This window comes from Microbacterium hydrocarbonoxydans, from assembly GCF_011752045.1.
Lineage (GTDB): Bacteria > Actinomycetota > Actinomycetes > Actinomycetales > Microbacteriaceae > Microbacterium.
In genome coordinates, this window is the sequence record NZ_JAAKXW010000001.1 from 693,283 (window position 1) to 719,093 (window position 25,811).

General features: G+C 70.2%; 21 protein-coding genes. 3 read left to right on the plus strand and 18 right to left on the minus strand.

Annotated features, from left to right (window positions below; genetic code table 11):
- Positions 1–122: 122 nt before the first annotated feature.
- Both G6G98_RS03290 and G6G98_RS03295 read right to left on the minus strand, forming a co-directional pair.
- Positions 123–473, minus strand: a complete 351-nt coding sequence (locus tag G6G98_RS03290) for a hypothetical protein (protein ID WP_067351318.1) — start codon at positions 471–473, stop codon at positions 123–125.
- Positions 470–937 carry a hypothetical protein gene (locus G6G98_RS03295; protein WP_067351315.1) on the minus strand — a complete coding sequence of 156 codons (468 nt, stop codon included), beginning with the start codon at positions 935–937 and terminating at the stop codon, positions 470–472. Before G6G98_RS03295 ends, G6G98_RS03290 begins: the two co-directional genes overlap by 4 nt.
- A gap of 81 nt (positions 938–1,018) precedes the next feature.
- Here G6G98_RS03295 and G6G98_RS03300 point away from each other — a divergent pair, with 81 nt between their 5' ends.
- On the plus strand, positions 1,019–1,954 hold the full coding sequence (locus G6G98_RS03300) for a hypothetical protein (protein ID WP_067351312.1): 936 nt from the start codon (positions 1,019–1,021) through the stop codon (positions 1,952–1,954).
- A 64-nt stretch (positions 1,955–2,018) separates the two neighbouring features.
- Here the strand turns inward: G6G98_RS03300 and G6G98_RS03305 are convergent, their stop codons facing one another.
- The 6 genes from G6G98_RS03305 to G6G98_RS03330 all read right to left on the minus strand — a co-directional run bounded on the left by G6G98_RS03305 (position 2,019) and on the right by G6G98_RS03330 (position 9,041).
- The gene (locus tag G6G98_RS03305) at positions 2,019–3,371 is read right to left on the minus strand and encodes an alpha-L-fucosidase (RefSeq protein WP_067351310.1); all 1,353 of its coding nucleotides are present in this window, start codon (positions 3,369–3,371) and stop codon (positions 2,019–2,021) included.
- Positions 3,368–4,909, minus strand: coding sequence for a M81 family metallopeptidase (locus tag G6G98_RS03310; protein ID WP_347877964.1), 1,542 nt, complete (start codon positions 4,907–4,909; stop codon positions 3,368–3,370). Before G6G98_RS03310 ends, G6G98_RS03305 begins: the two co-directional genes overlap by 4 nt.
- A 74-nt stretch (positions 4,910–4,983) precedes the next feature.
- A complete protein-coding gene (locus tag G6G98_RS03315; RefSeq protein WP_067351304.1) occupies positions 4,984–5,937 on the minus strand; it encodes an ROK family protein in 954 nt (317 codons plus the stop codon).
- A 2-nt stretch (positions 5,938–5,939) separates the two neighbouring features.
- Complete coding sequence (locus tag G6G98_RS03320; protein ID WP_084788256.1) at positions 5,940–6,866, minus strand: carbohydrate ABC transporter permease; 927 nt, start codon at positions 6,864–6,866, stop codon at positions 5,940–5,942.
- The gene (locus G6G98_RS03325; RefSeq protein WP_067351301.1) at positions 6,856–7,761 is read right to left on the minus strand and encodes a carbohydrate ABC transporter permease; all 906 of its coding nucleotides are present in this window, start codon (positions 7,759–7,761) and stop codon (positions 6,856–6,858) included. Before G6G98_RS03325 ends, G6G98_RS03320 begins: the two co-directional genes overlap by 11 nt.
- Positions 7,762–7,781: 20 nt before the next feature.
- On the minus strand, positions 7,782–9,041 hold the full coding sequence (locus G6G98_RS03330; protein ID WP_243841984.1) for an ABC transporter substrate-binding protein: 1,260 nt from the start codon (positions 9,039–9,041) through the stop codon (positions 7,782–7,784).
- Positions 9,042–9,211: 170 nt separating this feature from the next.
- Here G6G98_RS03330 and G6G98_RS03335 point away from each other — a divergent pair, with 170 nt between their 5' ends.
- A complete protein-coding gene (locus tag G6G98_RS03335) occupies positions 9,212–10,342 on the plus strand; it encodes an ROK family transcriptional regulator (protein ID WP_067351299.1) in 1,131 nt (376 codons plus the stop codon).
- Positions 10,343–10,348: 6 nt separating this feature from the next.
- Here G6G98_RS03335 and G6G98_RS03340 read toward each other — a convergent pair whose 3' ends face one another.
- The 8 genes from G6G98_RS03340 to G6G98_RS03375 form a co-directional block, all read right to left on the minus strand.
- Complete coding sequence (locus tag G6G98_RS03340) at positions 10,349–11,614, minus strand: alpha-L-fucosidase (RefSeq protein WP_164233673.1); 1,266 nt, start codon at positions 11,612–11,614, stop codon at positions 10,349–10,351.
- Between the two features lie 128 nt (positions 11,615–11,742).
- A complete protein-coding gene (gene ilvC / locus G6G98_RS03345; RefSeq protein WP_084788255.1) occupies positions 11,743–12,789 on the minus strand; it encodes a ketol-acid reductoisomerase in 1,047 nt (348 codons plus the stop codon).
- Positions 12,790–12,862: 73 nt separating this feature from the next.
- Positions 12,863–13,372: an acetolactate synthase small subunit gene (gene ilvN, locus G6G98_RS03350; protein WP_067351291.1), complete on the minus strand. Its 510-nt coding sequence runs from the start codon at positions 13,370–13,372 to the stop codon at positions 12,863–12,865.
- Between the two features lie 2 nt (positions 13,373–13,374).
- Positions 13,375–15,180, minus strand: a complete 1,806-nt coding sequence (locus G6G98_RS03355) for an acetolactate synthase large subunit (protein WP_067351288.1) — start codon at positions 15,178–15,180, stop codon at positions 13,375–13,377.
- A gap of 59 nt (positions 15,181–15,239) precedes the next feature.
- Entirely contained in the window at positions 15,240–16,964 is a 1,725-nt protein-coding gene (ilvD, locus tag G6G98_RS03360; RefSeq protein ID WP_164233672.1) for a dihydroxy-acid dehydratase, read from the minus strand.
- 9 nt (positions 16,965–16,973) lie between these two features.
- Positions 16,974–17,771, minus strand: coding sequence for a trehalose-phosphatase (otsB, locus tag G6G98_RS03365; RefSeq protein ID WP_067351282.1), 798 nt, complete (start codon positions 17,769–17,771; stop codon positions 16,974–16,976).
- Positions 17,772–17,775: 4 nt separating this feature from the next.
- Entirely contained in the window at positions 17,776–19,188 is a 1,413-nt protein-coding gene (locus G6G98_RS03370; protein ID WP_067351279.1) for an alpha,alpha-trehalose-phosphate synthase (UDP-forming), read from the minus strand.
- 48 nt (positions 19,189–19,236) lie between these two features.
- Positions 19,237–20,490, minus strand: coding sequence for an MFS transporter (locus tag G6G98_RS03375; protein WP_067351276.1), 1,254 nt, complete (start codon positions 20,488–20,490; stop codon positions 19,237–19,239).
- Positions 20,491–20,666: 176 nt separating this feature from the next.
- Between G6G98_RS03375 and G6G98_RS03380 the strand changes: the two genes are divergently transcribed.
- Positions 20,667–23,243: an AMP-binding protein gene (locus G6G98_RS03380; RefSeq protein WP_067351274.1), complete on the plus strand. Its 2,577-nt coding sequence runs from the start codon at positions 20,667–20,669 to the stop codon at positions 23,241–23,243.
- Here G6G98_RS03380 and G6G98_RS03385 read toward each other — a convergent pair.
- Both G6G98_RS03385 and G6G98_RS03390 read right to left on the minus strand, forming a co-directional pair.
- Positions 23,222–24,277 (minus strand): ABC transporter ATP-binding protein, encoded by a 1,056-nt coding sequence (locus G6G98_RS03385; protein WP_067351271.1) that lies wholly within the window; start codon positions 24,275–24,277, stop codon positions 23,222–23,224. The two genes, G6G98_RS03380 and G6G98_RS03385, sit on opposite strands and share 22 nt — an antisense overlap.
- On the minus strand, positions 24,274–25,758 hold the full coding sequence (locus G6G98_RS03390) for an ABC transporter permease (protein WP_243841985.1): 1,485 nt from the start codon (positions 25,756–25,758) through the stop codon (positions 24,274–24,276). Before G6G98_RS03390 ends, G6G98_RS03385 begins: the two co-directional genes overlap by 4 nt.
- Positions 25,759–25,811 lie beyond the last annotated feature (53 nt).

Here is a 25,811-nt window from a genome sequence, read left to right on the forward strand (position 1 = left end):
AGTGGATCCTTCAGGGCAGCGCGACAGGCGGGAGGGGCCGATGCGCCGCACACCGTCGGGGGCGCGATCACGTCAACTGTACCCGAGGGCTCCGGATGCTCCGTGCCGTGTGACGGCCCGCGTCAGGCAGCGATGGTGACCAGCTCGTCCATGTTCAGGACGCTGTATCCGATGAGGCTCAGCCAGAACACCGCGACGACGCCGAGGCCGGCCAGCAGCACGAGCCCCAGTTCTCCTGCGTTCCGCCGACGCCCGATCGCGTACGCGAAGGCGAACACGATCGCGGGGAAGAGCACACCGAAGATCAGCGTGACCCAGCCGATGCCGGTGAGACCGGCCCGCGCCATCCCGATGAGATGCGCGACCGCGTTCCAGACGGCGTAGGCGTAGAAGAGCCCGGCCAGCCCGACGATGAGCCCGACCAGCCAGCGCGGCGATCCGGCCGGTGCGGGTGCGGAGTGCTCCTCGGTCATGATCCGATCACCCCCACGGTGACGAAGGGCCAGGGTACGAGCAGGACGACACCGAGCAGCAGCACGGTGACGCGCAGCCAGGCGGCCCTGCCCCGGGTGAGCACCCAGCCGGCGAGGAACCAGAGCGCCGGCGCGGCGACGGCGAGCACGAACCAGGGCACGTACATGGCGTCTGCGACGATGAGGTTCGCGAGAGGCTTCAGGCGCAGCCCGCCGACGACCCAGCCGATGCTGTACAGCAGGTAGATGCCGCCGACGACCCCGAGGATCAGGAGCATGGCTGTGCTCAGCGGAGGCCGCTCCCCCGCCTCGGCGGGCGCCGTGACCGTGCCGTCCTGCTCGAGCCTGCCCACGGCCTCGCTGCCTTTGCCGACGGCATTCCAGCCGGTCGGCAGCGCGGCGTCCTTCGGCGGCACGGCCTCATCGCCCTCCCAGTTCAGGGCGTCGTCGGAATCGGAGCTCATGCCCCCAGCGTAGGACACCCGGTCCACTAGGCTCTCGGTTGACTGAGCCGCGGACGCGCGCCAGGGGGAAGGAATCTCAAGATGGCTGAACAGAACAGCGGCCCATCGGCATCCGGGGCGGCAGAACCGCCCGCGAACTGGAAGCCCACGCCGGAGGCCAAGTCGAAGGCGACGACGTTCCGCTGGATCGCCGCCGTGCTGTGGGCCGTGGCCATCGCGGCCGAGGCGGTGGGCATCTTCTGGCTGCTGCGTCAGCGCGAGTTCGTCGGCGAGGACGGCACGCTCGTGCGCGACCCCGACACGGGTCTCCTCGAAGAGCAGGGTGTGACGGCGACGTTCCCGCAGTGGGCCTTCATCACGCTACTGGTTCTCCTCGTCGTGATCGCCGCCCTGTCGATCACCGGATCGTTCCTGTGGAAGAAGGCGAACCGCCTCGACCCCGCGCGCCGGTCCGACACGTTCCGCTTCTTCGTGCAGAACCAGCTTGGCGCGATCATCGCGATCATCGCTTTCGTGCCGCTGATCATCCTCATCTTCCTGAACAAGGACATGGACAAGGGTCAGAAGACGACCGCCGGCATCGTCGGCATCGTGCTCGCGGCTCTCGCCGTCGTCCTCGGCATCGACTTCAACCCGCCGTCCGTGGAGAAGTACACCGCCGACCAGTCCACGGTGATCCAGCTGCTCGGCAAGGACGAGGTGGTCTGGGTCGCCGGCGGCGGCGTCTACCACGTCTGCGACGAGGTTCCCGACATCCAGACCGGCAGCGAGAAGGTCACCGGCACGACGGCGGAGGCGGTCGCCGCAGGCAAGACCCGCCTCACGCTCGAGTTCGCCTCCGAGCTGAAGACCTGCGGCCTGGCCGTGCCGGAGAACTCGGCGGAGATCGTGGAGGCGCTCCGCGCCATCCGCGACGGCTCGACCGACACGGTGCTCCCGGCCCCGCTCTGGGCGGACCCGTCGGACGCTCCGATCGAGATCGAGGACGCGGAGACCGAGGAGGCGCCGGCGGAGTGACCCGCCCCGCGTGAATGACGAGGCCCGGTGCGTGAGCACCGGGCCTCGTCCGTGTCTTCCAGGATCAGATCCCGACCGCGGTGAGCACCGCGACGGGCTCTCCGCGCAGCCCGGCCGGGATCTCGGCGACGCGGATGCCGTGAGCATCGGCGTCCGTGCGCACCGGCGTCCCGTCGGCCCAGCGCACCGGGACGTCGCCGAACTCGACCGGCAGTGCGATCTCGCCTGCCTCCGGGTCCATCGCATGCAGGTGAACGGCGTCCGCCGAGCGCGTGTACCGGCGGGGCGCTCCCGTCTCCTCCCCCATCCGGATCCATGGACGCGTGCCGTAGACCGCGTCGCCGTTGGTGCGGAGCCACGCGCCCAGGTCGCGCATCGCGTCGCGCTGGAGCTCGGGGATGGAGCCGTCCGCGGCGGGTCCGACGTTGATGAGCAGATTGCCGTTCTTCGCCACCACGTCGACGAGCAGACGCACCAGCTCCGCGCCGGAGAGCGAGTGCCGCGCATCCTCGTCCTGGTTGTAGCCGAAGGAGTATCCGAGACCTCTCGTCGATTCCCAGGGCTGCGGGATGATGTCCGGGATGTGCGTGTACTCGCGGGTGAGGAAGCCGTGGTACGGGACGCCCCAGCGGTCGTTCACCACCCCGTCCGGCACCGCGTCGAAGTAGCGCGACAGGAGCGCGGCGACGCCGTGGTCCTCCCGCCCCTTGCCTGCATCCGGCCACTCGATGTCGTTCCAGAGAAGGTCCGGGGAGAACCTCGCGACGAGCTCGTCGAGCTGCGCCGCGGAGTACCGGGCGAAGTGCTCGTCGTTGCGACGGTGGCGGAACAGGTCCGTGTCCGACTCGATCGGCGGGAAGTCGCTCACATGCCAGTCGAGCGCGCCCGAGTAGTACACGCCGAACCTCGCGCCGGCACGCCGGGTGGCATCGTGGAACTCCGCGACGAGATCACGACGCGGCCCGCGCGCGACCGCGTTGAAGCCGGTCGTCTCCGTGCCCCAGAGGCAGAAGCCCTCGTGGTGCTTCGTCGTCGGCACGATGTACCGGGCGCCGGCGTCGACCAGCTCCCCGACGAAGGCGTCGGCGTCGAAGGCCGCGGCGTCCCAGCGGTCCGCGAGGTCCTCGTAGGAGACGCCGGGGCCGTACACCCGCTGGTGACGCTCCCAGGTCGGGCTGCCCGGGATGCGCACGGTGTTGCCGTACCACTCCGCGTACTGGTGCCAGGCGTACGCATCCTCAGTCGGGATGTCGACGCCCTCGCCGTGCTGCACGGCCCACGCCGGCACGGAGTAGAGGCCCCAGTGCACGAAGAAGCCGAGCTTCGCGTCGCGGTACCAGTCGGGCACGCCGTGACTCGGATAGACAGGGGCGTCGGCACCGAGATCCGGGCCGGTGCGCTTCTCGAAGTTCATCATGCGCGGATCCTCCCCTCGCCGCGACGCACGACCGTCGCCGTCAGTGCCGGCTCTCCCGACGGATCGAACGGATACACCCCGGGGCTCAGGCGGCGATGGCCGAGGCGCAGCAGGTCCTGGTCCACTCCGCCGGGCGTCAGGGCCAGCGTCCAGTCCGCCGCGAGGTCGTACAGCTCGGGCTCCAGGTAGCCGATCTTCACGACGACGATGTCCGCGGTCGTCGGCTCCAGGCCGAGCATCCGGAGATCATGGAGGTGGTGGAACGGCTTGCGCCGCTCTGTGATGATCGCGTGCAGCCCGCCGACGGCGATCACGACCTGAGTGCCGGCGTCGGGGTCCCCCTCTTTCACCGAGTACACGGTTCCGGTGATCGTGACGGGACCGTGCGGCCCGGCGTCCACCTTCGCGCCTGCCGACAGCGTCACCGTCGCGCCCACACCCGCGGAGACCGCCTGCGCGACGGCATCCGCATCGAAGATCGAGGCGACGAGTGTGGTGCGCGAGCCGTCGGTGAGCTCGGGGCGCTGGAGCAGCTGCGCGAGAGTCCACGTGACGTCGCCCGCTCCTCCGGCGGTCGGGTTGTCTCCGGAGTCGGAGATCAGGTACGGACGCCGCGCCGTCGGCGCCAGCGCCTTGCCGAGAGCCTCGTCGAGCGAGCCCGTCTCGGCCACGAACTCGAAGTCCTCGCGGGCGTCCCAGAACCTCCGTGCGATGCGCTCCGCCTCGCGGGCGATGAGGGTGCAGTCGTCGCCGGTGACGACGACGCAGGCCTGGCACCGCGGCTCGTCCGCCCACGCGTAGCCGATCCACACAGAGGCATCGACGACCCCGGGGAGTGCCTCGATGCCGGGCAGTGCCGCGTAGATGCCGCGAGCCGGCTCGAGGCGCGTGCTCGTCTTCTCTCCGGGGAGCAGCACCGGCACCGGAACCCAGGCGGTGAAGGGGCGGCGCGCAAGCGGATCGGCGCCGTGCGGGCCGCGGAGCCGTGCGAGCAGGTTCCAGACCGCCCGCTCCTTGGTGTTCAGCCAGTCCTCGTGCGGCGCCATCCGATAGCAGGTGAGCAGGTCGACGGCGTCACGCAGGGTCTCCGAGACGTTGCCGTGGAGGTCCATCGATGTGGACACGAGGGTGTCCGGTCCCAGGGCCTCGCGCACGGCGAGGGCGAGGTCGCCCTCGGCATCCTCCATCCCGACGACGCTCATCGCGCCGTGGATGTCGAAGAAGAATCCGTCGAACGGTCCCTCTGCGCGGATGCCGTCCACGATGGCCTGCTTCATGCGACGGTATGTCTCCGGATCGACCGCGCCGCCGGGCAGCGAGCGTCCGTGCGTGAGCGGCACCCAGTCGGCGGCCTCCGCGAGCTCGCGCCCCTCATCGAGGAACGGGTAGTAGGCGCGCAGCTCCGCCCCGGTGCGGATCGTGAACGCCTCGTCGCCGGAGATGTGCGGCGAGAACGTGCTCGACTCGATGGAGATGCCGCCGATGCCGATGCGCGGCCTCGTCAGCCCGCCGTCCGCGACGGGCGGAAGGGCTCCCATCCAGAGCTCGCTGGCCTCCGGGCGTTCGGTCACGTGCCGCTCCTCTTCCTGTTCCCGTGCTTCGGTGGTCGTCATCAGCGCGCTCCCGCCGGCGTCAGCGCACGGCGCACGGACTCGATGGCGCCGAGGGCGACGGCATCCGTCCCGCGGGTCGCCGGGGTGATCCGCAGCGGCAGACCGGAGACCGGAGCGTCGGTGCGCAGGGTCTCCTCGATCGCCGGCTCGAGAAGGTCCCAGGCCTCGGCCACTCCCCCGCCCACGATCGCTCGCGGCAGGTCGAGGAGAGTGGCCGCGCTCGCACACGCGAGCGCGACGGCGCGGCCGGCCGCGCGGAACACGGCGGTGGCGTCGGCGTCGCCGCTGCGCGCCAGGTTCGCGACCGCACGGGCATCCAGGACGGCACCGCCCGCGCGGCTCGCATAGCGCAGCCCGATGGAGGTGCCGGAAGCGAGCGTCTCCAGGTGACCGGTCTGACCGCACGTGCACACCAGATCGCTGTAGCCGGGAGTGTGCCCGATCTCGCCCGCGGCCCCGTTGGGTCCATGACGGAGCTCTCCCGCGATGATCACGGCGCCGCCTACACCGGTGCCGAGCATGATGCCGAGCACGTCCTGCTCCGCACGGTACGCGCCGGCGACCTCGCCGAGGAGGAAGGCGTTCACGTCGTTCTCGACGCTCACCGGAACCGAGAGGCGGGACGCGAGCTCCTCGGCGAGCGGGAAGCCCGCCCAGCCGGCGAAGGTCGCCGAGGCGGCGCGCACGGCGCCGGTCTCATGATCGATCACCCCGGCCGCGCCGACGCCGGCGGCGACGAGCGTCGCGCGCGCACGCCCGGCGAGGTCTCGCGCGAGCCCTGCGGCGGCATCCGCCATCGCCGCGCCGCCCTCGCTCGCCGGTGCGGGCACGCTGCCGCGGGCGAGCACGACGCCCTGGCCGTCGACGAGCAGCCCGGCGATCTTCGTCCCGCCGATGTCGATCCCGACGATGCCCTCTGCGGGCAGGGCCGTCCCCTGATTCCGAGCGTCCATGCTCACCGCCCGCCGAGCCCGGCCATCGCGATGCCCTTGACCAGGTGCTTCTGCAGCGCGATCACGAGCACGGTCGTCGGGATCATCGAGATGATCGCCGCAGCCATCTGCAGATCCCACCGTGTTCCGGTCAGACCCGAGAAGCTGGCGAGGCCGACGGGCAGCGTGCCGTGCGCGTTGTAGTCGACGGTCACGATCAGCGGCCACAGGTAGCTGTTCCAGAACGACAGGAACGTGAAGACCGAGAGCACGGCGACGGCGGACTTCGCGAGCGGGAGGATGATCTGCACGAACGAGCGCACGGGTCCGGCGCCGTCGACGCGGGCCGCCTCCTCGAGTTCGTAGGGGATGCCGCGGAAGAACTGCCGCATGAGGAACGTGCCGAACGCGGTGAAGGCGAACGGAAGGATCAGCGCCTGGTAGGTGTCGACCCAGTCGAACCACTGCATGACCTGGAACATCGGGATCACCAGGACCTCCGCGGGCACCATGAGCGTCGCGAGGAACAGGACGAACACCGCGTCGCGTCCCTTCCAGCGCAGCCGTCCGAAGGCGTAGCCGGCGGTCGTCGACACGAAGAGCACCACCAGGGTGCCGGCGATCGCCACGAAGAAGGAGTTCCCGATGTAGGTGAGGAACGGCCCGTACGCGAAGACGTCGAGGAAGTTCGACCAGCGCACCTCCGAGGCGATCAGCGTCGGCGGCATCGTGAACATCTCGGAGTTGGGCTTCAGTGCCGAGAAGAAGGCGTAGACGATGGGTGAGACGAACACCGCCGCGGCGAGGTAGACGAGGACGTGCGCGATCACCAGACGGGTGCGCTCCGCGGCGGTGAGCGGGGCGCGGGTGCGGCTGCGCCGCTCGACCTCGACATGCCCGCCGTGCTCGTCGTCGAGGACCACGGATGCCGTGGACAGGTCAGTGCTCATAGTGCACCCACTTCTTCTGCGCGCCGAACTGCAGGGCGGTGATGACGATGATGAGGGCGAAGAGGATCCAGGCCCCGGCGGCGGCGAGGCCGAGCTCCTGGAACTTGAATCCCTGGTTGTAGATGAACTGCACCAGCGGCTGCGTGGCGTTGCCGGGGCCGCCACCGGTGAGCAGCTGCGGCTGCGCGAACACCTGCAGCGAGGTGATCATGGTCATGATCGTCGAGAAGAAGATCGCCGGGGAGATCATCGGGACGACGACGCCGAGCTGCATCCGCAGCCCGCTGGCGCCGTCGATGCGCGCGGCCTCGATCACCGACTCGGGCAGCTGCTCGAGTGCGGCGGAGAAGATCAGCATGTTGTAGCCGACGCCCTGCCAGACGCTCATCACGACGACCATGATCATCGCCCACTGCGGGTCGGCGAGGAAGTTCGGCAGCGTGATGCCGAACCAGCTCTGCGAGGCGCCGTTGAACAGCCCCTGCGGCTGGAGGAGCATCTTCCACACCAGGACGTTCGCGACCATCGGCGTCACGACGGGGATGAAGAAGAGCACGCGGAGGGCCCCGCGACCGCGGATGCGCGGTCCCAGCGCCATCGCGAGGATGAGCGAGAGGATCACGTTCAGCGGGACGTAGAGGATCGTGAACACCGCGGTGTTCCGCAGCGCCGGCCAGAAGTCGGGGCTGGAGGCGAACAGGCGGAGGTAGTTGTCGAATCCGATGAAGGTCTTCTCGCCGAACGTCGGCCAGTCGAAGAAGCTCATCACGATGGAGAGCACGACGGGCACGACGGTGAACACGGCGAGGCCCGCCAGGGCGGGGGTTGCGAACCCCAGCGCCTGACGGCCCTCGGCCTTGGCGAGAGACCCCCGACGTCGCGCGTTGGTGGTCATCACTCGTCTTCCTGCGTCTCTTACTTGCCGAACTGCTGCTGGGCGGAGGCGAGGACGTTCGCCATGGTCTCCTGCCCGTTGTAGACGCTCACGAGCTGCGGCTGGACGTACGTGCCCACCTTCGCCCAGTCATCGCTCACGTACTGCCCCTGGACGTTCTCGAAGGCCGCGGTGAAGACCTCCTCGACCTGCGCGCGGTACTTCTCGTCGATGGACTCGAAGTACAGCGGCTGGCTCTCGGCACGGGCCGGGTAGCTGCGCCCGGAGGAGGCGATGTAGTCCTGTGCATCGGCGCTGAGCAGCGAGCCGAGCACCTTCAGAGCAGCCTCCTTGTTCTCGCAGGTCTTCGAGATGCCGAAACCGGAGCCGAGGATGAGGCTCAGCGACTCGCCGTCCTCGGAGGGCAGCGGGGCCATGCCGGCGGTGAATCCGGACTCGTTGTTCAGGTAGCTGACCGCGTTCCAGGTGCCGTCGACGGCCATCGCGGCATTGCCGCTGGAGTACTGGTTCTCGCCCCAGCCGCCGTCGGATGCCGACGCGACGGGAAGCGCGACCTTCTGCTCGGTGACGAGGCCGGCGTACCAGGTGGCCGCGTCGACGAACTTCTCGTCGTCGATCTGCAGCGTGCCGTCCTCCGTCACCGGCTGCTGGCCGGCCTTGGCGATCGGGAGCGCCTGCCACTGGAAGTCGCCCATGCCGACCGCGAAGCCGGACTTGCCGTCGCGGGTCGCGGACTTGGCGGTGGCCTCGAAGTCCTCGAAGGTCCAACCGGCGGCGGGAGTCTCGGCCCCGGCGGCGGCGAGCTGGTCTGCGTTGTAGTACACCAGCATCGTGGCGACGTCGAACGGCAGGCCGTACAGGGTGCCCTTGTTCTTGAGGATCTCCGTCGCGCCCGGAGCGAAGTCGCTCTCCGCGAGGCCCGCGGTCTCGAGGTCGTCCGCGGTGAGCTCGGCGAAGCCGTCGGTGTAACTGGCGAGCATGCCGCTGTTCATCCCGGTGACGCAGGCCATGTTGCCGGATGCCATGTTCGTTGTGAGCTTCGTGAAGAAGTCGCCCCACGGCGCCGTGCGCAGCTCGATCTTCAGGTCGGGGTTCTGCTCCTCGGCGACCTCGATCTGCGCCTCCAGCGCCTTGGTGTCGTCGGCGGAGCCCGCCCACATGTCGACGACGATCGTGTCGTCTCCCCCGGAGCCTGCGGAACCTGTCGATCCGGCGCAGCCGGTCATGGCGACCGCGACGCCGGCGACGGCGACGACGGCTCCCACACGCATCTTCTTCATTGAATGACTCCTCGCGGGTTCGGGAAGGTTATTTCGCCGATCGAAATAACCTTGTACGCTTTCGTATGAAGTCACCGTGTCACAGTTCTCATCCGGATGCAACACGAACATCCGATGTTTGGGGTCACAGTTTCATCACCCACCGTCAAAGTACGCAAGGATGTCAGACGATGAGCAGCGAGTCAGATGCAACCACCCGACGAATCCTCGACCTCATCTCGTCCGGTCGAGCCCGGTCCCGTCGTGTGCTGGCCGAGGAGCTGCGCCTTGCACCCTCGACCGTCGGAACTCGCGTGCAGACCCTGATCGACGCCGGCATCGTCGAGGAGATCGGCGACGGCGCTTCGAGCGGAGGGCGCCGCCCGCGACTGCTGCGTCTGGCTGGAGATGGCGGAAAGATCCTCACCGCGACGATCGGATGGCACCGCGCCCGTGTCGGCGTGCACGATCTCACCGGGGCACTCGAGCGCGTGGAGCAGATCGCGATCGACCTCGCCGATGGGCCCCTCGCGACGCTCGGACGTGTCACGGAGCTCTTCGACCGTCTGGTCGGCTCATCGAGCATCCTGGCCATCGGCATCGGGCTCCGGGGACCCGTCGGCCCGCCTGAAGAGGAGAGCCGGCAGTTCCGCATGTCGATCTGGCCGGACTTCCGGGTCGACCGGCACTTCGCGGACCGATACGGGGTGCCGGTGAGCATCGACAACGATGCCAACTTCACCGCGCTGGGCGAGCACATCACCCACTTCGGGCAGTCGAAGCACAGCATCACCGTCCTGGCGGGGAGCGCCATCGGCAGCGGCGTCATCGTCGACGGCAGCATCCACAAGGGCGCGACAGGTGTGGAAGGCGACATCGGGCACACCAGGGTCGCACAGGGCATGGACATCCCCTGCGCCTGCGGCAACACCGGCTGCCTGGAGACGGTCGCCAGCGGCGAGGGCATCGCCCGCCAGCTGGCCGACCGCGGTTACCCTGAGGTGCGCTCCACGGTGGAGATGCTCGGCCTCGCAAGGGCGAAGAACCCCGATGCGATCACCCTGATCAGAGCCGCAGGGACGCAGCTCGGGATGGTGCTGTCCAGTGTCGTCAACTTCTTCAACCCGCACGCCGTCTTCGTGACCGGCGAGCTCACCGAGTTCGAGCCGTTCATCGCCGCCGTGCGCAGCAGCATCTATGAGGGCTGCCTCCCGATCGCCACGCAGAGCCTGCGGATCGAGCGGGCGGCGACCGGCCGCGACGGGGTGCTCCATGGCGCGGCGTGGTCCGCCCGCCAGGCTCTCTCCCTCAGCCGCCGCTGACGGGGCTCACTCCCCTGCCAGCGTGAGCTCGATCACGGGGACCAGCACATCGGGACGCCGCACAGGGAGGTGGACGGTGAGGGTGCCTGCCGCCTCTCCCGCCGGGGTCATGTTCGAGGCGACCTGCTCCGGGTCGGCGTCCGTCGTGCGGAGCCAGGAGCCGTCGTTCAGCAGGCGCGCGTAGCTCACCCGGCCGGCGAGATGCGGAAGGTGCACGTGGCCGAGCGGCCAGGTGAACAGGTGCAGGTAGAGGCGGTCGCCGCGGCGCGTGTACACGCCCTCCCGCGGCGGCTCGAAGGGGGCGTGACCGGCTCCGACGACGGCCGCGCTGTGCAGCCGCATCCACTCGCCGATCTCGCCGAGGGTGGCTTCGTCCCTGGGGGCGATCGCACCCCGCCCGTCCGGTCCGATGTTGAGCAGCATGTTGCCGTCCATGGACACCGAGTCCGCGAGCATCTGCACGAGCAGGGTCGCCGGCTTCTGATCGGTGTTGTCCCGGTCGTATCCCCACGAGCCGTTCAGCGTCTGGCACGCCTCCCACGCCACGGGAGCGCCGTCCAGGGTGAGCGGCGAGGTCGGCTGGTACTGCTCGGGCGTGACGAAATCGGCGGGGATGCCGAGGCGGTCGTTCACGAGCATCCCCGGCTGGAGTTCCCGGCACATCGCGAGCAGCGATTCCGAATCCCAGTCCTCCGGCCCCTTGCCCTGCCAGCCGTCCTTCTGCTCCGGGTAGGTGAAGTCGAAGAAGAGATAGTCGATGTCGCCGTACCCGGTGAGCAGTTCCCGCACCTGTCCGTGGAGGTAGGCGCGATAGCGGGCCATGTCCCGTCCGTCGTTCAGTGCGGCGGCCTCGTCATCGTCGCGGCGCGGATGGTTCCAGTCGACCGTGAAGTCCGGGTGGTGCCAGTCGATGAGCGAGTGGTAGAGCCCGACCTTCAGCCCCTCGGCCCGGACGGCGTCGACGAACTCGCGGACGAGATCGCGACCGCACGCCGTCGTCGCGGTGAAGTCGGTGTGGGCGGAGTCCCAGAGGCAGAAGCCCTCGTGGTGCTTCGTGGTGAGCACCACGTAGCCCATGCCCGTCTCCCGCGCCCGTCGCGCGATCGCGCGCGCGTCGAACAGATCAGGCTCGAAGTGATCGAAGTACTGCCGGTAGTCGGCATCCGTGAGCCGCTCGTAGTTCTGCACCCACTCATGCCGGGCGGCGCCGCTGTAGAGGCCGAAGTGCACGAACATCCCGAAGCGGGCGCGGTCGAACCAGTCCTGTCGCATACCCCCATTCTACTCACAGACATCGGATGTCTACGGGTCGCACAGGCACGCGAAGAGGGCGCCCCCTCAGGGGGACGCCCTCTTCCTGCGAGCGGATCAGCGCGCAGCGCTGCCGTCACGTGGTCGGATCAGCGCGCAGCGCTGCCGTCGACGTAGTCCTCGTCCTGCTGCTTCCAGGCGAACAGAGCGCGCAGCTCCTTGCCGGTCGCCTCGATGGGGTGCGACTCCTCCTGGGCGCGGAGCGAGAGGAACTCCTCGGCGCCGTTGTCCTGGTCGTCGATGAAGCGCTTGGCGAAGGCCCCCGACTGGATGTCGTCGAGCACGGCCTTCATCGAGGCCTTGACCTCCGGCGTGACCACGCGCGGGCCGGAGACGTAGTCGCCGTACTCGGCCGTGTCGGAGACCGACCAGCGCTGCTTGGCGATGCCGCCCTCCCACATGAGGTCGACGATGAGCTTCAGCTCGTGGAGCACCTCGAAGTACGCGATCTGCGGCTGGTAGCCCGCCTCGACGAGGGTCTCGAAGCCGGCCTGCACGAGGTGGCTGACGCCACCGCAGAGCACGGCCTGCTCGCCGAACAGGTCGGTCTCGGTCTCCTCGGTGAAGGTCGTCTTGATGACGCCGGCACGGGTGCCGCCGATCGCCTTCGCGTAGGAGAGGGCGGTCGCCCAGGCGGTGCCGGAGGCGTCGCGCTCGACGGCGATGATGTCCGGAATGCCGCGGCCCGCGACGAACTCACGACGAACGGTGTGACCGGGAGCCTTCGGCGCGACCAGGATCACGTCGACGCCCTCGGGAGCGTCGATGTAGCCGAAGCGGATGTTGAAGCCGTGCGCGAAGGCGAGGGTCTTGCCCGCCGTGAGGTTCGGGGCGATCGACTCGCTGTAGATCGTGCGCTGGTGCTGGTCCGGCGCGAGGATCATGATGAGGTCGGCCCACTGGGTCGCGTCGGCGACGGTCTTCACCGGGAAGCCGGCCTCCTCCGCCTTGGCGGCGGACTTCGAGCCCTCCTTGAGGGCGATCGCGACCTCGACGCCCGAGTCGCGCAGGTTCTGCGCGTGGGCGTGTCCCTGAGAGCCGTAGCCGACGATCGCGACCTTCTTGCCCTGGATGATGGACAGATCGGCGTCTGCGTCGTAGAAGATCTCGGTGCTCACTTGTTGTTTCTCCTTGATTGTGGTTCGTGAAGTTCTCTGGGGGATCGGGCGTTTCGTCTCGCTTCGCTCGCTCGACGACCGATCAGTGGGTTCAGCCGCGCAGGACGCGCTCTGTGATGCTCTTGCCGCCACGGCCGATCGCGAGGAGTCCGGACTGGGCGATCTCCTTGATGCCGAAGGGCTCGAGCGCCTTCAGCATCGCCTCGACCTTGCCCTTGTCGCCGGTGACCTCCACCACGAGCGCGTCCGGTGCGTAGTCCACGACCGAGGCGCGGAACAGGTTCACGACCTCGATCACGTTGGAGCGGGTCGCGTTGTCGGTGCGCACCTTGACGAGCATGTGGTCGCGCTGCACAGAGTTCGACGGATCGAGCTCGACGATCTTGATGACGTTGATCAGCTTGTTCAGCTGCTTGGTCACCTGCTCCAGCGGGAGGTCCTCGACGTCGACGACGACGGTGATCCGCGAGATGCCGGGCACCTCGGTGACGCCCACCGCGAGGGAGTCGATGTTGAAGCCGCGACGGGCGAAGAGGCCGGCGACGCGGGTCAGGAGGCCGGGGGTGTTCTCCACCAGCAGGCTCAGCACGTGAGTCGACATGGTCAGTCCTCCTCGTCTTCGAAAGCGGGTGCGTGGTCGCGGGCGTACTGGACGTAGCTGTTGCTCACGCCCTGCGGCACCATCGGCCACACCATGGAGTCGGCGCTGACGACGAAGTCGATCACCACGGGACGATCGTTCGTCTCGAGGGCGAGCTTGATTGCCGCATCCACCTCCTCCTCCTTCTCCACCCGGATCGCGAGGCAGCCGTAGGCCTCGGAGAGCTTGACGAAGTCCGGGATGCGCGCGGTGCCGTGTCCGGTGTTCAGGTCGGTGTTCGAATGCCGGCCGTCGTAGAACAGCGTCTGCCACTGGCGGACCATGCCCAGCGAGGAGTTGTTGATGATGGCGACCTTGATGGGGATGTCGTTGATCGTGCAGGTCGCGAGCTCCTGGTTGGTCATCTGGAAGCAGCCGTCGCCGTCGATCGCCCACACCGGGCGGTCGGGCTCGGCGACCTTGGCGCCCATCGCAGCGGGCACCGAGTACCCCATGGTGCCGGCTCCGCCGGAGTTCAGCCACGCGTTCGGGCGCTCGTACTTGATGAACTGCGCCGCCCACATCTGGTGCTGCCCCACGCCGGCGGCATAGATGCCCTCCGGGCCGGTCAGCTCGCCGATGCGCTGGATCACGTACTGCGGGGCCAGAAGGCCGTCGGTCGTGGGCGCGTACCCGAGCGGGAACTCCTTGCGGAGGCCGTCGAGGTACGACCACCACTCCTCGATGTCCGGCTTGGTGTTGCCGGTGGCACTGCGGAAGGCGGTCTCGAGGTCGATCAGGACGTCGCGCACATCCCCCACGATCGGGACATCGGCGGTGCGGATCTTGGAGATCTCCGCGGGATCGATGTCGACGTGCACGACCTTGGCGTGCGGAGCGAACAGCGCGGCCTTGCCGGTGACGCGGTCGTCGAACCGCGCGCCGAGGGACACGAGCAGGTCGGCCTCCTGCAGGGCGAGCACCGCGGGAACCGTGCCGTGCATGCCCGGCATGCCGAGGTGCTGCGGGTGCGAGTCGGGGAAGGCGCCACGGGCCATCAGCGTGGTGACGACCGGCGCACCGGTCGCCTCGGCGAGCTCCAGGAGCTCCGCCGACGCCCGGCCGCGGATCACGCCGCCGCCCACGTACAGCACCGGCTTCTTGGCCTCGGCGAGCAGGGCCGCGGCGGCCTGGATCTGCTTGCCGTGCGCCTTGGTCACCGGGCGGTAGCCGGGCAGGTCGATCTTCGGCGGCCAGACGAACGGCGCGGTCGCCTGCTGGGCGTCCTTGGTGATGTCGACGAGCACCGGGCCGGGGCGGCCCGTGGAAGCGATCTCGTACGCCGCGGCGATCGCACGCGGGATCTCCGCCGCGTCCTTCACGAGGAAAGAGTGCTTGGTGATCGGCATCGTGATGCCGACGATGTCGGCCTCCTGGAACGCGTCCGTGCCCATCAGCGTCGAGAACACCTGGCCGGTGATCGCGAGCAGCGGCACGGAGTCCATGTATGCGTCCGCGATCGCGGTGACGAGGTTCGTGGCACCGGGGCCGGAGGTGGCGATGCAGACGCCCACCTTGCCGGATGCCGACGCGTAGCCCTCGGCCGCGTGACCGGAGCCCTGCTCGTGACGGACGAGGATGTGTCGCAGGCTCGCTGCCGACATCAGCGGGTCGTAGACGGGCAGGATGGCGCCGCCGGGGAGACCGAAGACGTCGGTCACGCCGAGGAGCTCGAGCGAGCGGACGACGGCCTCCGCTCCGGTGAGCTCGGGAGCGGCGGTCTGGCGGGCGGGCGGCCTCGGCACGGCCGAGACGGAGTCAGCAGTCATGTCTTTCCTTCTGGGTGGTCTGTGGGCGGCGCGTCGGATGCCGAGGGGCACGACGCGAGTCAGCCGGTCGTCGCGCCTTCTGCGGCAGAGCGCACGAGACGTGAGTACTTGGCAAGAACGCCACGGGTATAGCGCGGGGGAAGCGGCTCCCAGCCAGAGCGGCGGGAGGCGAGCTCCGCCTCGTCGACGAGTAGGTCGAGAGAGCGAGCTGCGATATCGACCCGTATCAGATCACCATCGCGCACGAAGGCGATGGGACCTGCGTCCACCGCTTCGGGTGCTATGTGGCCGATGCACAGGCCGGTTGTGCCGCCTGAGAATCGTCCGTCTGTCAAGAGTAGTACATCTTTTCCGAGCCCCGCGCCCTTGATGGCCGCGGTGATCGCCAGCATCTCGCGCATGCCAGGGCCGCCCTTGGGGCCCTCGTAGCGGATCACGATCACGGTGCCGGGCTCGATGGTCCCCTCGGCGACGGCGTCCATCGCGGCGCGCTCGCGCTCGAACACGCGCGCAGGGCCTTCGAACACCGCGGCGTCGAAGCCTGCGGTCTTCACGACCGCGCCCTCCGGGGCGAGCGATCCGTGCAGGATCGTGAGGCCGCCGGTCGCGTGGATCGGGTTGTCGAAGGTGTGGATGACCGTGCCGTCGATCGGCTGCGGGTCGAGCTCGGCGAGGTTCTCGGCGAGGGTCCTGCCGGTCACGGTGAGCGCGTCGCCGTGCAGGAGTCCCTCGTCGAGCATCGCCTTCATGATCACCGGGATGCCGCCGTGACGGTCGACGTCGTTCATGACGTACTTGCCGAAGGGCTTCATGTCCGCGACGTGCGGCACCCTGTCGCCGATGCGGTTGAAGTCGTGCAGGCTGAGCTCGACCTCGGCTTCGCGGGCGATCGCGAGCAGGTGCAGCACGACGTTCGTGGAGCCGCCGAGCGCCATCGCCAGGGCGATCGCGTTCTCGAACGCCTCCTTGGTGAGGATGTCGCGGGTGGTGATCCCCTGCCGGAGGAGGTTGACCACGGCCTCGCCGGAGCGGTGCGCGAAGTAGTCGCGACGGCGGTCGGCCGCGGGCGGTGCTGCGGAGCCGGGGAGGCTGAGTCCCAGCGCCTCGGCGACCGATGCCATGGTGTTCGCCGTGTACATTCCGCCGCAGGCGCCCTCGCCGGGCGCGATCGCGCACTCGATGCGCTTGAGGTCCTCCTCGCTTATGAGGCCGGCACGGCAGGCGCCGACCGCCTCGAACGAGTCGATGATCGTGACGTCCTTCTCGGTGCCGTCGGAGAGCTTGACCCAGCCCGGGGCGATGGAGCCTGCGTAGAGGAACACGCTGGAGAGGTCGAGGCGGGCACTGGCCATGAGCATGCCGGGGATCGACTTGTCGCAGCCGGCGAGGAGGACCGATCCGTCCAGGCGCTCCGCCATCATCACGGTCTCGACGGAGTCGGCGATCACCTCGCGGGACACGAGCGAGAAATGCATGCCCTCGTGGCCCATCGAGATGCCGTCGGACACGGAGATGGTGCCGAACTGCAGCGGGTAGCCACCGCCGGCGTGCACGCCCTCCTTGGCGCCCTGTGCGAGCCGGTCGAGACTCAGGTTGCAGGGGGTGATCTCGTTCCAGCTGGAGGCGATGCCGATCTGCGGCTTCTCCCAGTCGGCGTCGCCCATGCCGACGGCGCGGAGCATGCCGCGGGAGGTGGTCGCCTCGATGCCGTCGGTGACGACGCGGCTGCGGGGCTTGATGTCGATGTCTGCGGACGCGTTCGCGGCGTTATCGAGCGAGGACATGACGGCAGTCTATTCCCGACGCGCGGCGCGTTCGTCCGCCAGCTGCTCCAGAAGCGCGGCGATCTGTTGTGGACTGTCCACACGGAGCGTCGCGGCGGTCTCCCCCGGGCCCACTCGCACGCCGAGGTCACCGTCGGAGAGCACGCGCATCGCGTCCTCATCCGTCACGTCGTCGCCGGCGAACAGGATGCCGGTGGCGTCGAAGCGCTCACGGAGCGCCTGCATGGCGGCATCCTTGCCCTCGGCCCGTGAGGAGAATTCGAGCACGCGGTTGCCCGCGCGCCGCCGCCAGTGCGGCAGCTGCTCGGCGACGAGGGCGTCGATCGCCGCGAACACCTGCTCCTCGATCTCGGGGGACGCCGCGCGGGTGTGCACTCCCATCCCGAAGGTCTTCTGCTCGAGCTCCACCCCCTCGTAGCGGTCGATGATCGGCCGGGCGGCGACCCACAGGGCCTCGCGCTCGGCATCCTCCGCGGCTTCCCCGCGCGCGTCGGCGTCGCCGCTGCCGGGATACCAGTACTGCGCTCCGTGCGACCCCGCGAGGACGATCGGCGAATCGTCCGTGTGCTCCGTGATCACGCGGAGGTCGTCCATGCTGCGCCCCGACACGTAGGCGACGACGGTGTCCGGGAGCGCGGTGAGGCGCTCCACCTGCACGACGACCTCCGGCAGCGCGCGAGCAGACATCGGGTCCGTCACGAACGGCGAGGCCGTGCCGTCGAAGTCGAGTGCGACCACCAGCCGCGGCGTGGCGGCGATCGCGCTCAGCGCGGCGTCAGCGGTTCCGGGGGTCCACGATCGGGTCATGCGATCAGCGCTCGCGGACGTCGGCGAGGGCGGCGAGGAAGGAGGAGGACCACGTGTTCACGTCGTTCTCGAGCACACGACGCCGCAGCGCCCGCATCCGTCGTCCCTGCTCGGCCGCGGGCATCTCGACGGCGGTCATGATGGCGTCCTTCAGCCCTTCGATGTCGTGCGGGTTCACCCGCACCGCCTGACGGAGCTCATCGGCGGCACCGGTGAACTCGCTGAGCACGAGCACGCCACGGTTGTCCGCGCGGGTGGCGATGTACTCCTTGGCGACGAGATTCATCCCGTCGCGCAGCGCGGTGACGAGCATGACGTCGGCGGCGAGATACAGCGCGACCATCTCCTCCCTGGGGTAGCCCTGGTGCAGGTACCTGATCGCGGTGTGGCCCATCGTGTCGGTGTCGCCGTTGATCCGGCCGACCGCGAGCTCGATCTCGTCTCGCAGGTGCACGTAGGCGTCCACGCGCTCGCGGCTGGGGCTGGCCACCTGGACGAGAGTGACGTCCTCGACGTGCAGCCGCCCCTCGGCGAGGAGCTCGCCGTACGCCTTGATCCGGTGCCCGATCCCCTTGGTGTAGTCGAGCCTGTCGACGCCGAGGAGGATGCGGGACGGGTTCCCCAGGCTCGCCCTGATCTCGGCGGCGCGGGCCCTGACATCAGGACGCGCCGCGAGCTCGAGATAGGGGGCGGTGTCGATCGAGATCGGGAAGGCCCGGGCGACGGCTGTGCGGACGGCGCCGTCTTCTCCGGCCGGCACGGCCACCGTCGGCCCCTTCACCTCGTAGCGGAGCCGGCGGCGGACCGCCGTGAGGAAGTACGTCGCGTCCTGCACGCGCTGGAACCCGATGACGTCGGCTCCGAGCAGCCCGCGCAGCACGTGATCGCGCCACGGCAGCTGCGCGTACAGGCCGTGCGCGGGGAACGGGATGTGATGGAAGTAGCCGATGGTCACATCCGGCCGGAGCTCGCGCACCATCTGCGGCACCAGCTGCAGCTGATAGTCGTGCACCCAGACCGTGCCGTCCGGCGCGGCCGCCGCCGCCGCGGCCTGCGCGAACCGGCGGTTCACCGTGACGTACGCATCCCACCACTCCCGGTGATACTGCGGGGGCGCGATCACGTCGTGGTAGAGCGGCCAGATCGTGTCGTTCGAGAACCCCTCGTAGTAGTCCGCGACCTCCTGCTCGCTGAGCGGGACGGGGACGAGCTGGATGCCGTCGGCCTCGAACGGCTCGAGTTCCAGATCCGCCTGTCCCGGCCAGCCGACCCACGCACCGTGCATGCTCTGCATCATCGGCTCGAGCGCGGCGACCAGGCCACCTGGCGAGGTCCGCCAGCTCTCCTCCCCGTCGGGGCCGACGATCCGGTCGACCGGCAGCCTGTTGGCGACGACGACGAACTCTGCGACGGTCATGGGGGCTCCTCACGCCTGCGATCGGTCACCCCAGGCTATCGAGGATGCTCAGCCGCGGGCGGAACGCGGCCGGACGGCGGAGAGACGCCAGTTCGCCAGACCGGCTGCGAAGGCGACGCATGCCGCGATCACGGGCAGCAGGAGCGCCGTCGGCGTGCCGGCCGATTCGGCGAGCTCCCCGGTGACCGCGGCGCCGATCGACTGCCCGACCACGATGCCGGAGCCCAGCATGGTCATGACCGTGGCGGACCTGCCGAGCGGTGCCCTGGCGGCGCCGAAGCTGTACTGGGTCACCAGCGTCGGGCCGATGCCCACGCCCATGATCGCGAGCGCCACGATCATGAGCCCCACGGAGTCCACGACGAGCAGCAGCACGCTCCCGGCGAGGAGGATGCCGGCGAACGCGAGCCAGCGGGCGCGCAGGGAGAACCGCGGCGGGAGCCAGGCGACGCCGAGCGCGAGCACCGCCGAGCCGACGCCCATCACCCCGTAGAGCAGACCGGCCTGCTCCGGCACGCCGCGGTCGGCCATGAAGGACGTGAGAGCGGTGAGCATCGTGCCGAAGAACAGCCCGACGCCGACGACGCCGAGCACGACCACCAGCAGCGCGGGGGCGAACAGCTCGGATGCGGCGGAGGGCGCCGTGCCGTCGGCGGAGCGGTGGATGGAGATGGCGCGGGCTGAGGGGTGCAGGGCGAACGCCCCCACGAACGCGACGGTGAGCACGGCGGCGCAGGCCAGCGGCGCCCACGGGGCGATCGCCGAGGCGAGGACGCCGACGAGGAACGGCCCGAAGACGAACACGGTCTCGTCTGCGGCCGACTCGTAGGCCATGGTGCCGGAGATGGTCCGCGGGCGCACCGCCTCCGGCATCCGCTCGGTGATCATCGTCACCAGCCGGGAGCGGGACATCGGTGCGACCTGCGGCGCCGTGGCTCCGATGCCGAACGCGGAGAGCAGCACGAAGGGGTCCGCGGCCGCGCCGTAGACGACGACCGTGAACAGCACGAGCATGGCGCCGTTCGCGACTGCGAGCACGGCCAGGACGGTGCGCTGGCCGAACCGGTCAGCCGCGGCGCCGAGGAGGGGGCCGAAGCAGGCGGTGCCGACGCCGACGGCCGCGGAGGTGAGTCCGCCGAGCGACAGCGAGCCGCGCGCCGAGACGACGACGGTGAGGACGCCGACGACCATCATGGCGAACGGCAGTCGCGCGACGAACGCGATCAGGAAGTAGGGCAGGCCGGCGATCCGGAGCAGGGTCTGCTCGGCCGGCGCAGGTGTCTGCGATGGTGCGTGTGTCATGGCTCTCGCGCGTCCGCGGACGCGGGTTCGGGTGCCGCCGCTGTCCGCCGGGATGCCGACGGCCGGTAGTTACACAGCTTCCGGGCGCTGTGCGCCCGGAATCGATTCTATCCGCCCGTCACACCATCCGCGGCATTCAGCTTCATAGGTTAGGCTCACCTTGCAAGGAGTAGCCCGTGCTTCCCGTCACCCCCCTTCCCGCAGTCGATCTGCTGCGCGGCGCCACAGACGCGCCCGCGCTGTTCGGCGACCGCGAGACCATCACCTACGGCGAGCTCCGCCGCCGTATCGACGGCCTCGCGGAGGTGCTCGGCACCACCCGGCGTCTCGTCATGGTCGAGGCGCGCAGCAGCGTCGAGGCCGTCGCCGCCTATCTCGCGGCCCTCTGCGGCGGGCACCCCGTGCTCCTCGTGCCGGCGGGCGACGACGAGCCGTCCGTCCGCACGCGGAGGGCGCTGCAGGAGCGCTTCGACCCCGACGTGGTGTTCTCCGGCGGTGCGCTCCGAGAGCGCCGGCCCGGGACCGCCCACGAGCTGCATCCCGACCTCGCGCTGCTGATGAGCACGTCCGGGTCGACCGGATCGCCGAAGCTCGTCCGCCTCTCCGCGACGAACCTCGTCTCCAACGCCGCGGCGATCGCCGAGTACCTCGGACTCACCTCCTCTGACCGCGCCGCGACCACCCTGCCTCTGCACTACTGCTACGGGCTCAGCGTGCTGCACAGCCACCTCCTCGTCGGCGCCGCGCTCGTGCTCAGCGAGGACTCGGTGTCCGACGACGGGTTCTGGTCCCGCGCCGCCGAGGGCGGCATCACCGGGTTCGCCGGGGTCCCGTACACCTTCGACCTTCTGGATGCCGTCGGCGGCGCAAGCCGCCTGCCGCACACGGTCCGCTACGTCACCCAGGCGGGCGGCAGGCTCGCCCCCGAGCGCGTGCGAGGCTACGCCGCGGCGGGCGAGACCCTCGGCTTCGACTTCTTCACCATGTACGGTCAGACCGAGGCGACGGCGCGGATGTCGTATCTGCCCCCGCGGGACGCGATCAGCGGCGCCGGATCGATCGGACGCCCTGTTCCCGGCGGCGCGTTCCGCATCGACAGCCCAGACGACTCCGGTGCCGGCGAGCTCGTGTACTCCGGCGACAACGTCATGATGGGCTACGCGGAGTCCCCGGAGGATCTGTCGCGCGGCCGCGACATCGAGGAGCTCCGCACCGGAGATCTCGCCAGGATGCGCCCCGACGGCTATGTCGAGATCGTCGGCCGGCTCAACCGGTTCGTGAAGATCTACGGGCTCCGGATCGACCTCGACGGCGTGCAGCGGGAACTCGAGGCCGAGAGGATCCCGGCGCGCGTCGCCGCCGACGGCGAGGAGCTCCTCGTCTTCGTGCGCGACGCCCGCTCCGTGACGCAGGCGGCTGCGGCGGTCGCCCGGCGCATCGGCATCCCCCGACGCCACGTCCGCGTGCACCTGGTCGACGCCTTCCCGGTGACCTCCTCCGGAAAGCCGGACAACGCGGCGCTCCTCGCGCACCACCGGGCTGCCTCACAGACGCAGCCCGCCCCGGGCTCCGACCAGGGGCACGGCGTCACGCCTGAGCGGGTGCGGGCCGTGCTCGCACTGTGCACGGACACCCCGCAGGCGACCGTCGACGACAGCTTCGCCGATCTGGGCGGGGACTCTCTGAGCTACGTGGAGACATCCGTGCGTCTCGAGGAGCTCCTGGGCCCGCTCCCCCGGGACTGGCCCTCGCGCTCCCCGCGCGACCTCGCCGCCCCGGCCGCGCACGAACCCACCCGGAGCCCGGCACGCTCCCGCCGGACGCGTGCGCTGGAGACCCCGGTCCTGCTCCGCGCGCTCGCGATCGTGCTCATCGTCGGAACCCACGCCGACCTTTTCCTCGCCGACGGGTTCTCGCTCAAGGGCGGCGCGCACCTGCTGCTCGTCGTCGCCGGGTACAACCTGGTCCGCTTCGCGCTCGCCCCGCAGGGGTCGCGTCCACGGCGCCTGCTCGGTGTCGCGGCGCAGGTCGCCGTCCCGGCGGTGCTGTGGATCTCGGCCGTCGCGCTGCTGAGCGGCAAGTACGCGCCGGCCACCGCCCTGCTGCTGAACAACACCGTCCCGTCGGATGGGCGGTGGAACGAGCAATGGCAGTTCTGGTTCCTCGAAGCGTTCGTGTGGACGGCGATCGCGCTGGCCGTCGCCTTCGGCATCCGCGCCGTCGACAGGCTGGAGCGCGGCGCCCCCTGGGCGTTCGCCCTGTCCGTGCTCGCGGGCGCGGTGACGCTGCGGTTCGCGCTGATCGGCGTCGAGGCGCACCACGTCGAGCGCTACGCCCTGCCCACGGTGCTGTGGTGCCTCGCCCTGGGCTGGGCGATCGCCCGCGCCGACACCGGGCCCCGGCGGGTCGTCGTGAGTATCGCCTCCGCGCTGCTCATCGCCGGCTTCTTCGGTGAGCCGCTGCGCGAGGGGATCGTGCTGGCGGGGGTGCTCGCGCTGATCTGGATCCCCTCCGTGCGCGTGCCCGCCGTCATCCACCCGGCGCTCACGCTGATCGCCTCGGCATCCTTCTTCGTCTACCTGACCCACTGGGTCGTGTACCCGCCGTTCGAGGCGGGCGCTCCCCTGGCCGGGACCGTGCTCTCCTTCGTCGTCGGCATCGCGGCCTGGGCCGTGCACCGATGGGTCGCAGCCTCAGCCCGCCGGCTCGCAGGCGCCCGGCGCGAGAGCGCTCAGCGCCCGTCCGGCGCGTAGAACACGCCTCCGCCGTCGACGACGAGCCCCACGGCGTCCCCATCCCTGGTCACCAGCGCGCGGTGCGTCGGCACGGGCAGCCAGAACCGCACGGCCTCGCCTCCGTCGACGACCAGGCGCAGCTCGGACCGCGCTCCGGTGGCCCGGCGCGCCGTGATCGTCGCGTCGACCCGCCCGGCGCCGGCCGGCGTCGACATCACCTGCTCGGGCCGGATCATCACGACGCCCTCGGATGCCGGGCCGGCGAAGTCATGCCGCAGGGCGATCGTGCCGAGCGCGCAGCGCACCTCACCCTGACCGGTCCGCCGGGCAGGCAGCTCCAGGGCGGCGCCGAGGAATCTCGCGACCTCCAGATCGACCGGGGCATCGAAGACGGCCGCCGGCTCCCCCGACTGGGCGAGCACTCCGCGCCCGACGACGCCGATGAGGTCGCCGAACGAGAGCGCCTCGTCCTGATCGTGCGTGACGAGCACGCTGGTGACGCCCGCGCGCTCGAGGATGTCGATCGTCGCCTCCCTGGTCTGGCTCCGCAGGGCCGTGTCCAGGGCGCTGAAAGGCTCGTCGAGAAGCAGGACGCGCGGTGCCGGGGCGAGCGCCCTGGCGAGAGCCGCACGCTGCTGCTGGCCGCCGGACAGCTCGTGCGGGGCACGCTCGGCGAGGGCCGGATCGAGGGAGGTGAGCTCCATCATCTCGCGGACCCGTGCGGCCCTGTCGGCGCTCCGCGGGAGCCCGAACGCGATGTTGCGCGCGATGGACAGGTGCGGGAAGAGCGCGCCGTCCTGGGGGACGTAGCCGATGCCCCGGCGGTGAGCCGGCACGACCGTGCGCTCGTCGGCGAGCACCGTGTCGCCCAGGCGGATGCTCCCGGCATCCGGCCGCTCGAATCCCGCGATCATCCGCAGGAGCGTGCTCTTACCGCTGCCGGACGGTCCGACGAGGGCCATCCGGGAACCCGGCGGGACGTCGAGCGTCACGCCGGACAGCACGGGGACCGCGCCGAAGGACTTTCCGACATCGGCGAGACGAAGGTTCATGCGCTCCTCCGTGAGGTGGCCTCAGAGAACATCAGATGGACCGCGGGCACCGAGAGGATGACCAGGGCGAGGGCGAAGGGGGCCGCGGCGATGTACTCCACGTTGGAGGCGGCGGACCAGAAGGCGGTGGCCACGGTGGCCGTGCCCGTCGGGGCGAGCAGGAGCGTGGCGGTGAGCTCGTTCGCCGCGCCGATCGCGACGAGCGCGGCGCCGCTCGCCATCGCCGGCACGAGCAGCGGGAGGGTGATGCGCAGCCGCGCCCGGGTCGGCGACGCGCCGAGGGAGCGGGCGGCCTCCTCCCAGCCGGGCGGGATCTGCGCGAGCCCGGCCCTGACGGGGACGAGGCTGCGGGGCAGGAAGAGGATGACGTAGGCGGCGACCACGGTGACCGCCGTCTGGTAGACCGCCGGGACCAGCCGCAGCGCCGCGGCCACGAGGGCCAGGGCGACGATGATGGCGGGGAGGCTTCCGGCGAGGTAGAACGACCCTTCGAGCACGCGGCTCAGGCGCCCGCGGTGCCGGACCGCCAGCCAGGCGATCGGAAGCGCGAGGGCCGTGCACGCGAGCGCGCCGGCCACGGCGTACGCCACCGTCTGCGCGATCGGCGCCCACACGGGCGCCCAGTCCGCGGCATCGGTGAGCAGGAGCCAGCGCACGACCGTCGACAGCGGGACGACCAGGGATGCCGTGACCACGACGACGAGCGCCGCGACAGCCGGAGCCGTCCCGGCCCCGAGACCGACGCGACGTGCCACTCGCGTGCCTCCGAGGGAGAAGTACTCCGCGCGTCCGCGCAGGCGGGACTCCCCGGCGACGAGGATGAGGCACAGCGCGGTGAGCACCGCCCCCATCGAGGCGGCGTTCGCGCCGCCGAAGTTCGCGCGGTACGCGTCCATGATCGCCGTGGTGAAGGTGTCGAACTGCAGGAAGGCGTAAGCGCCGTACTCGGCGAGCAGGTGGAGCGACACAACGAGTCCGCCGCCGAGCGTGGCGATGCGCAGCTGCGGGAGGATCACTCGGAAGAAGACCCTCCATGATCCGTGGCCGAGAGAGCGGGCCGTCTCCTCGAGGGCGGGGTCGAGTCCGCGCAGCGCGGCGACGGCAGGCAGGTAGATCAGCGGCGCGTACGCGCAGGCGGAGATCAGCACGGCGCCCCACAGCCCGGAGATCGACGGGGCGAGCGTCGCCCAGCCGTAGCTCGTCACGAAGGCGGGGATCGCGAGCGGCGCCGCGAGGGCGACCGCGAAGAAGCGGCGCAGCGGCAGGGTCGTGCGCTCCACGAGCCAGGCGCCGCCGACGCCCACGACGACGGATGCCGTCACCCCGAGCACGACGAGCAGCACGGTGTTGACGAGGAGCTCGGCGATCCGCGGCCGCCACAGGAGGGCGCCGAGCTGCTCGGCGCCCGTCCCCGCCGTCGACACGACGACATAGCCGACCGGGATCAGGGCGAGGAGCGCGGCGACCGCGACCACGGCCACGAGGCCGAAGGGAACCGGGCGCCGTCGAGGCGGGAGGATCCGCGTCGGCGCGG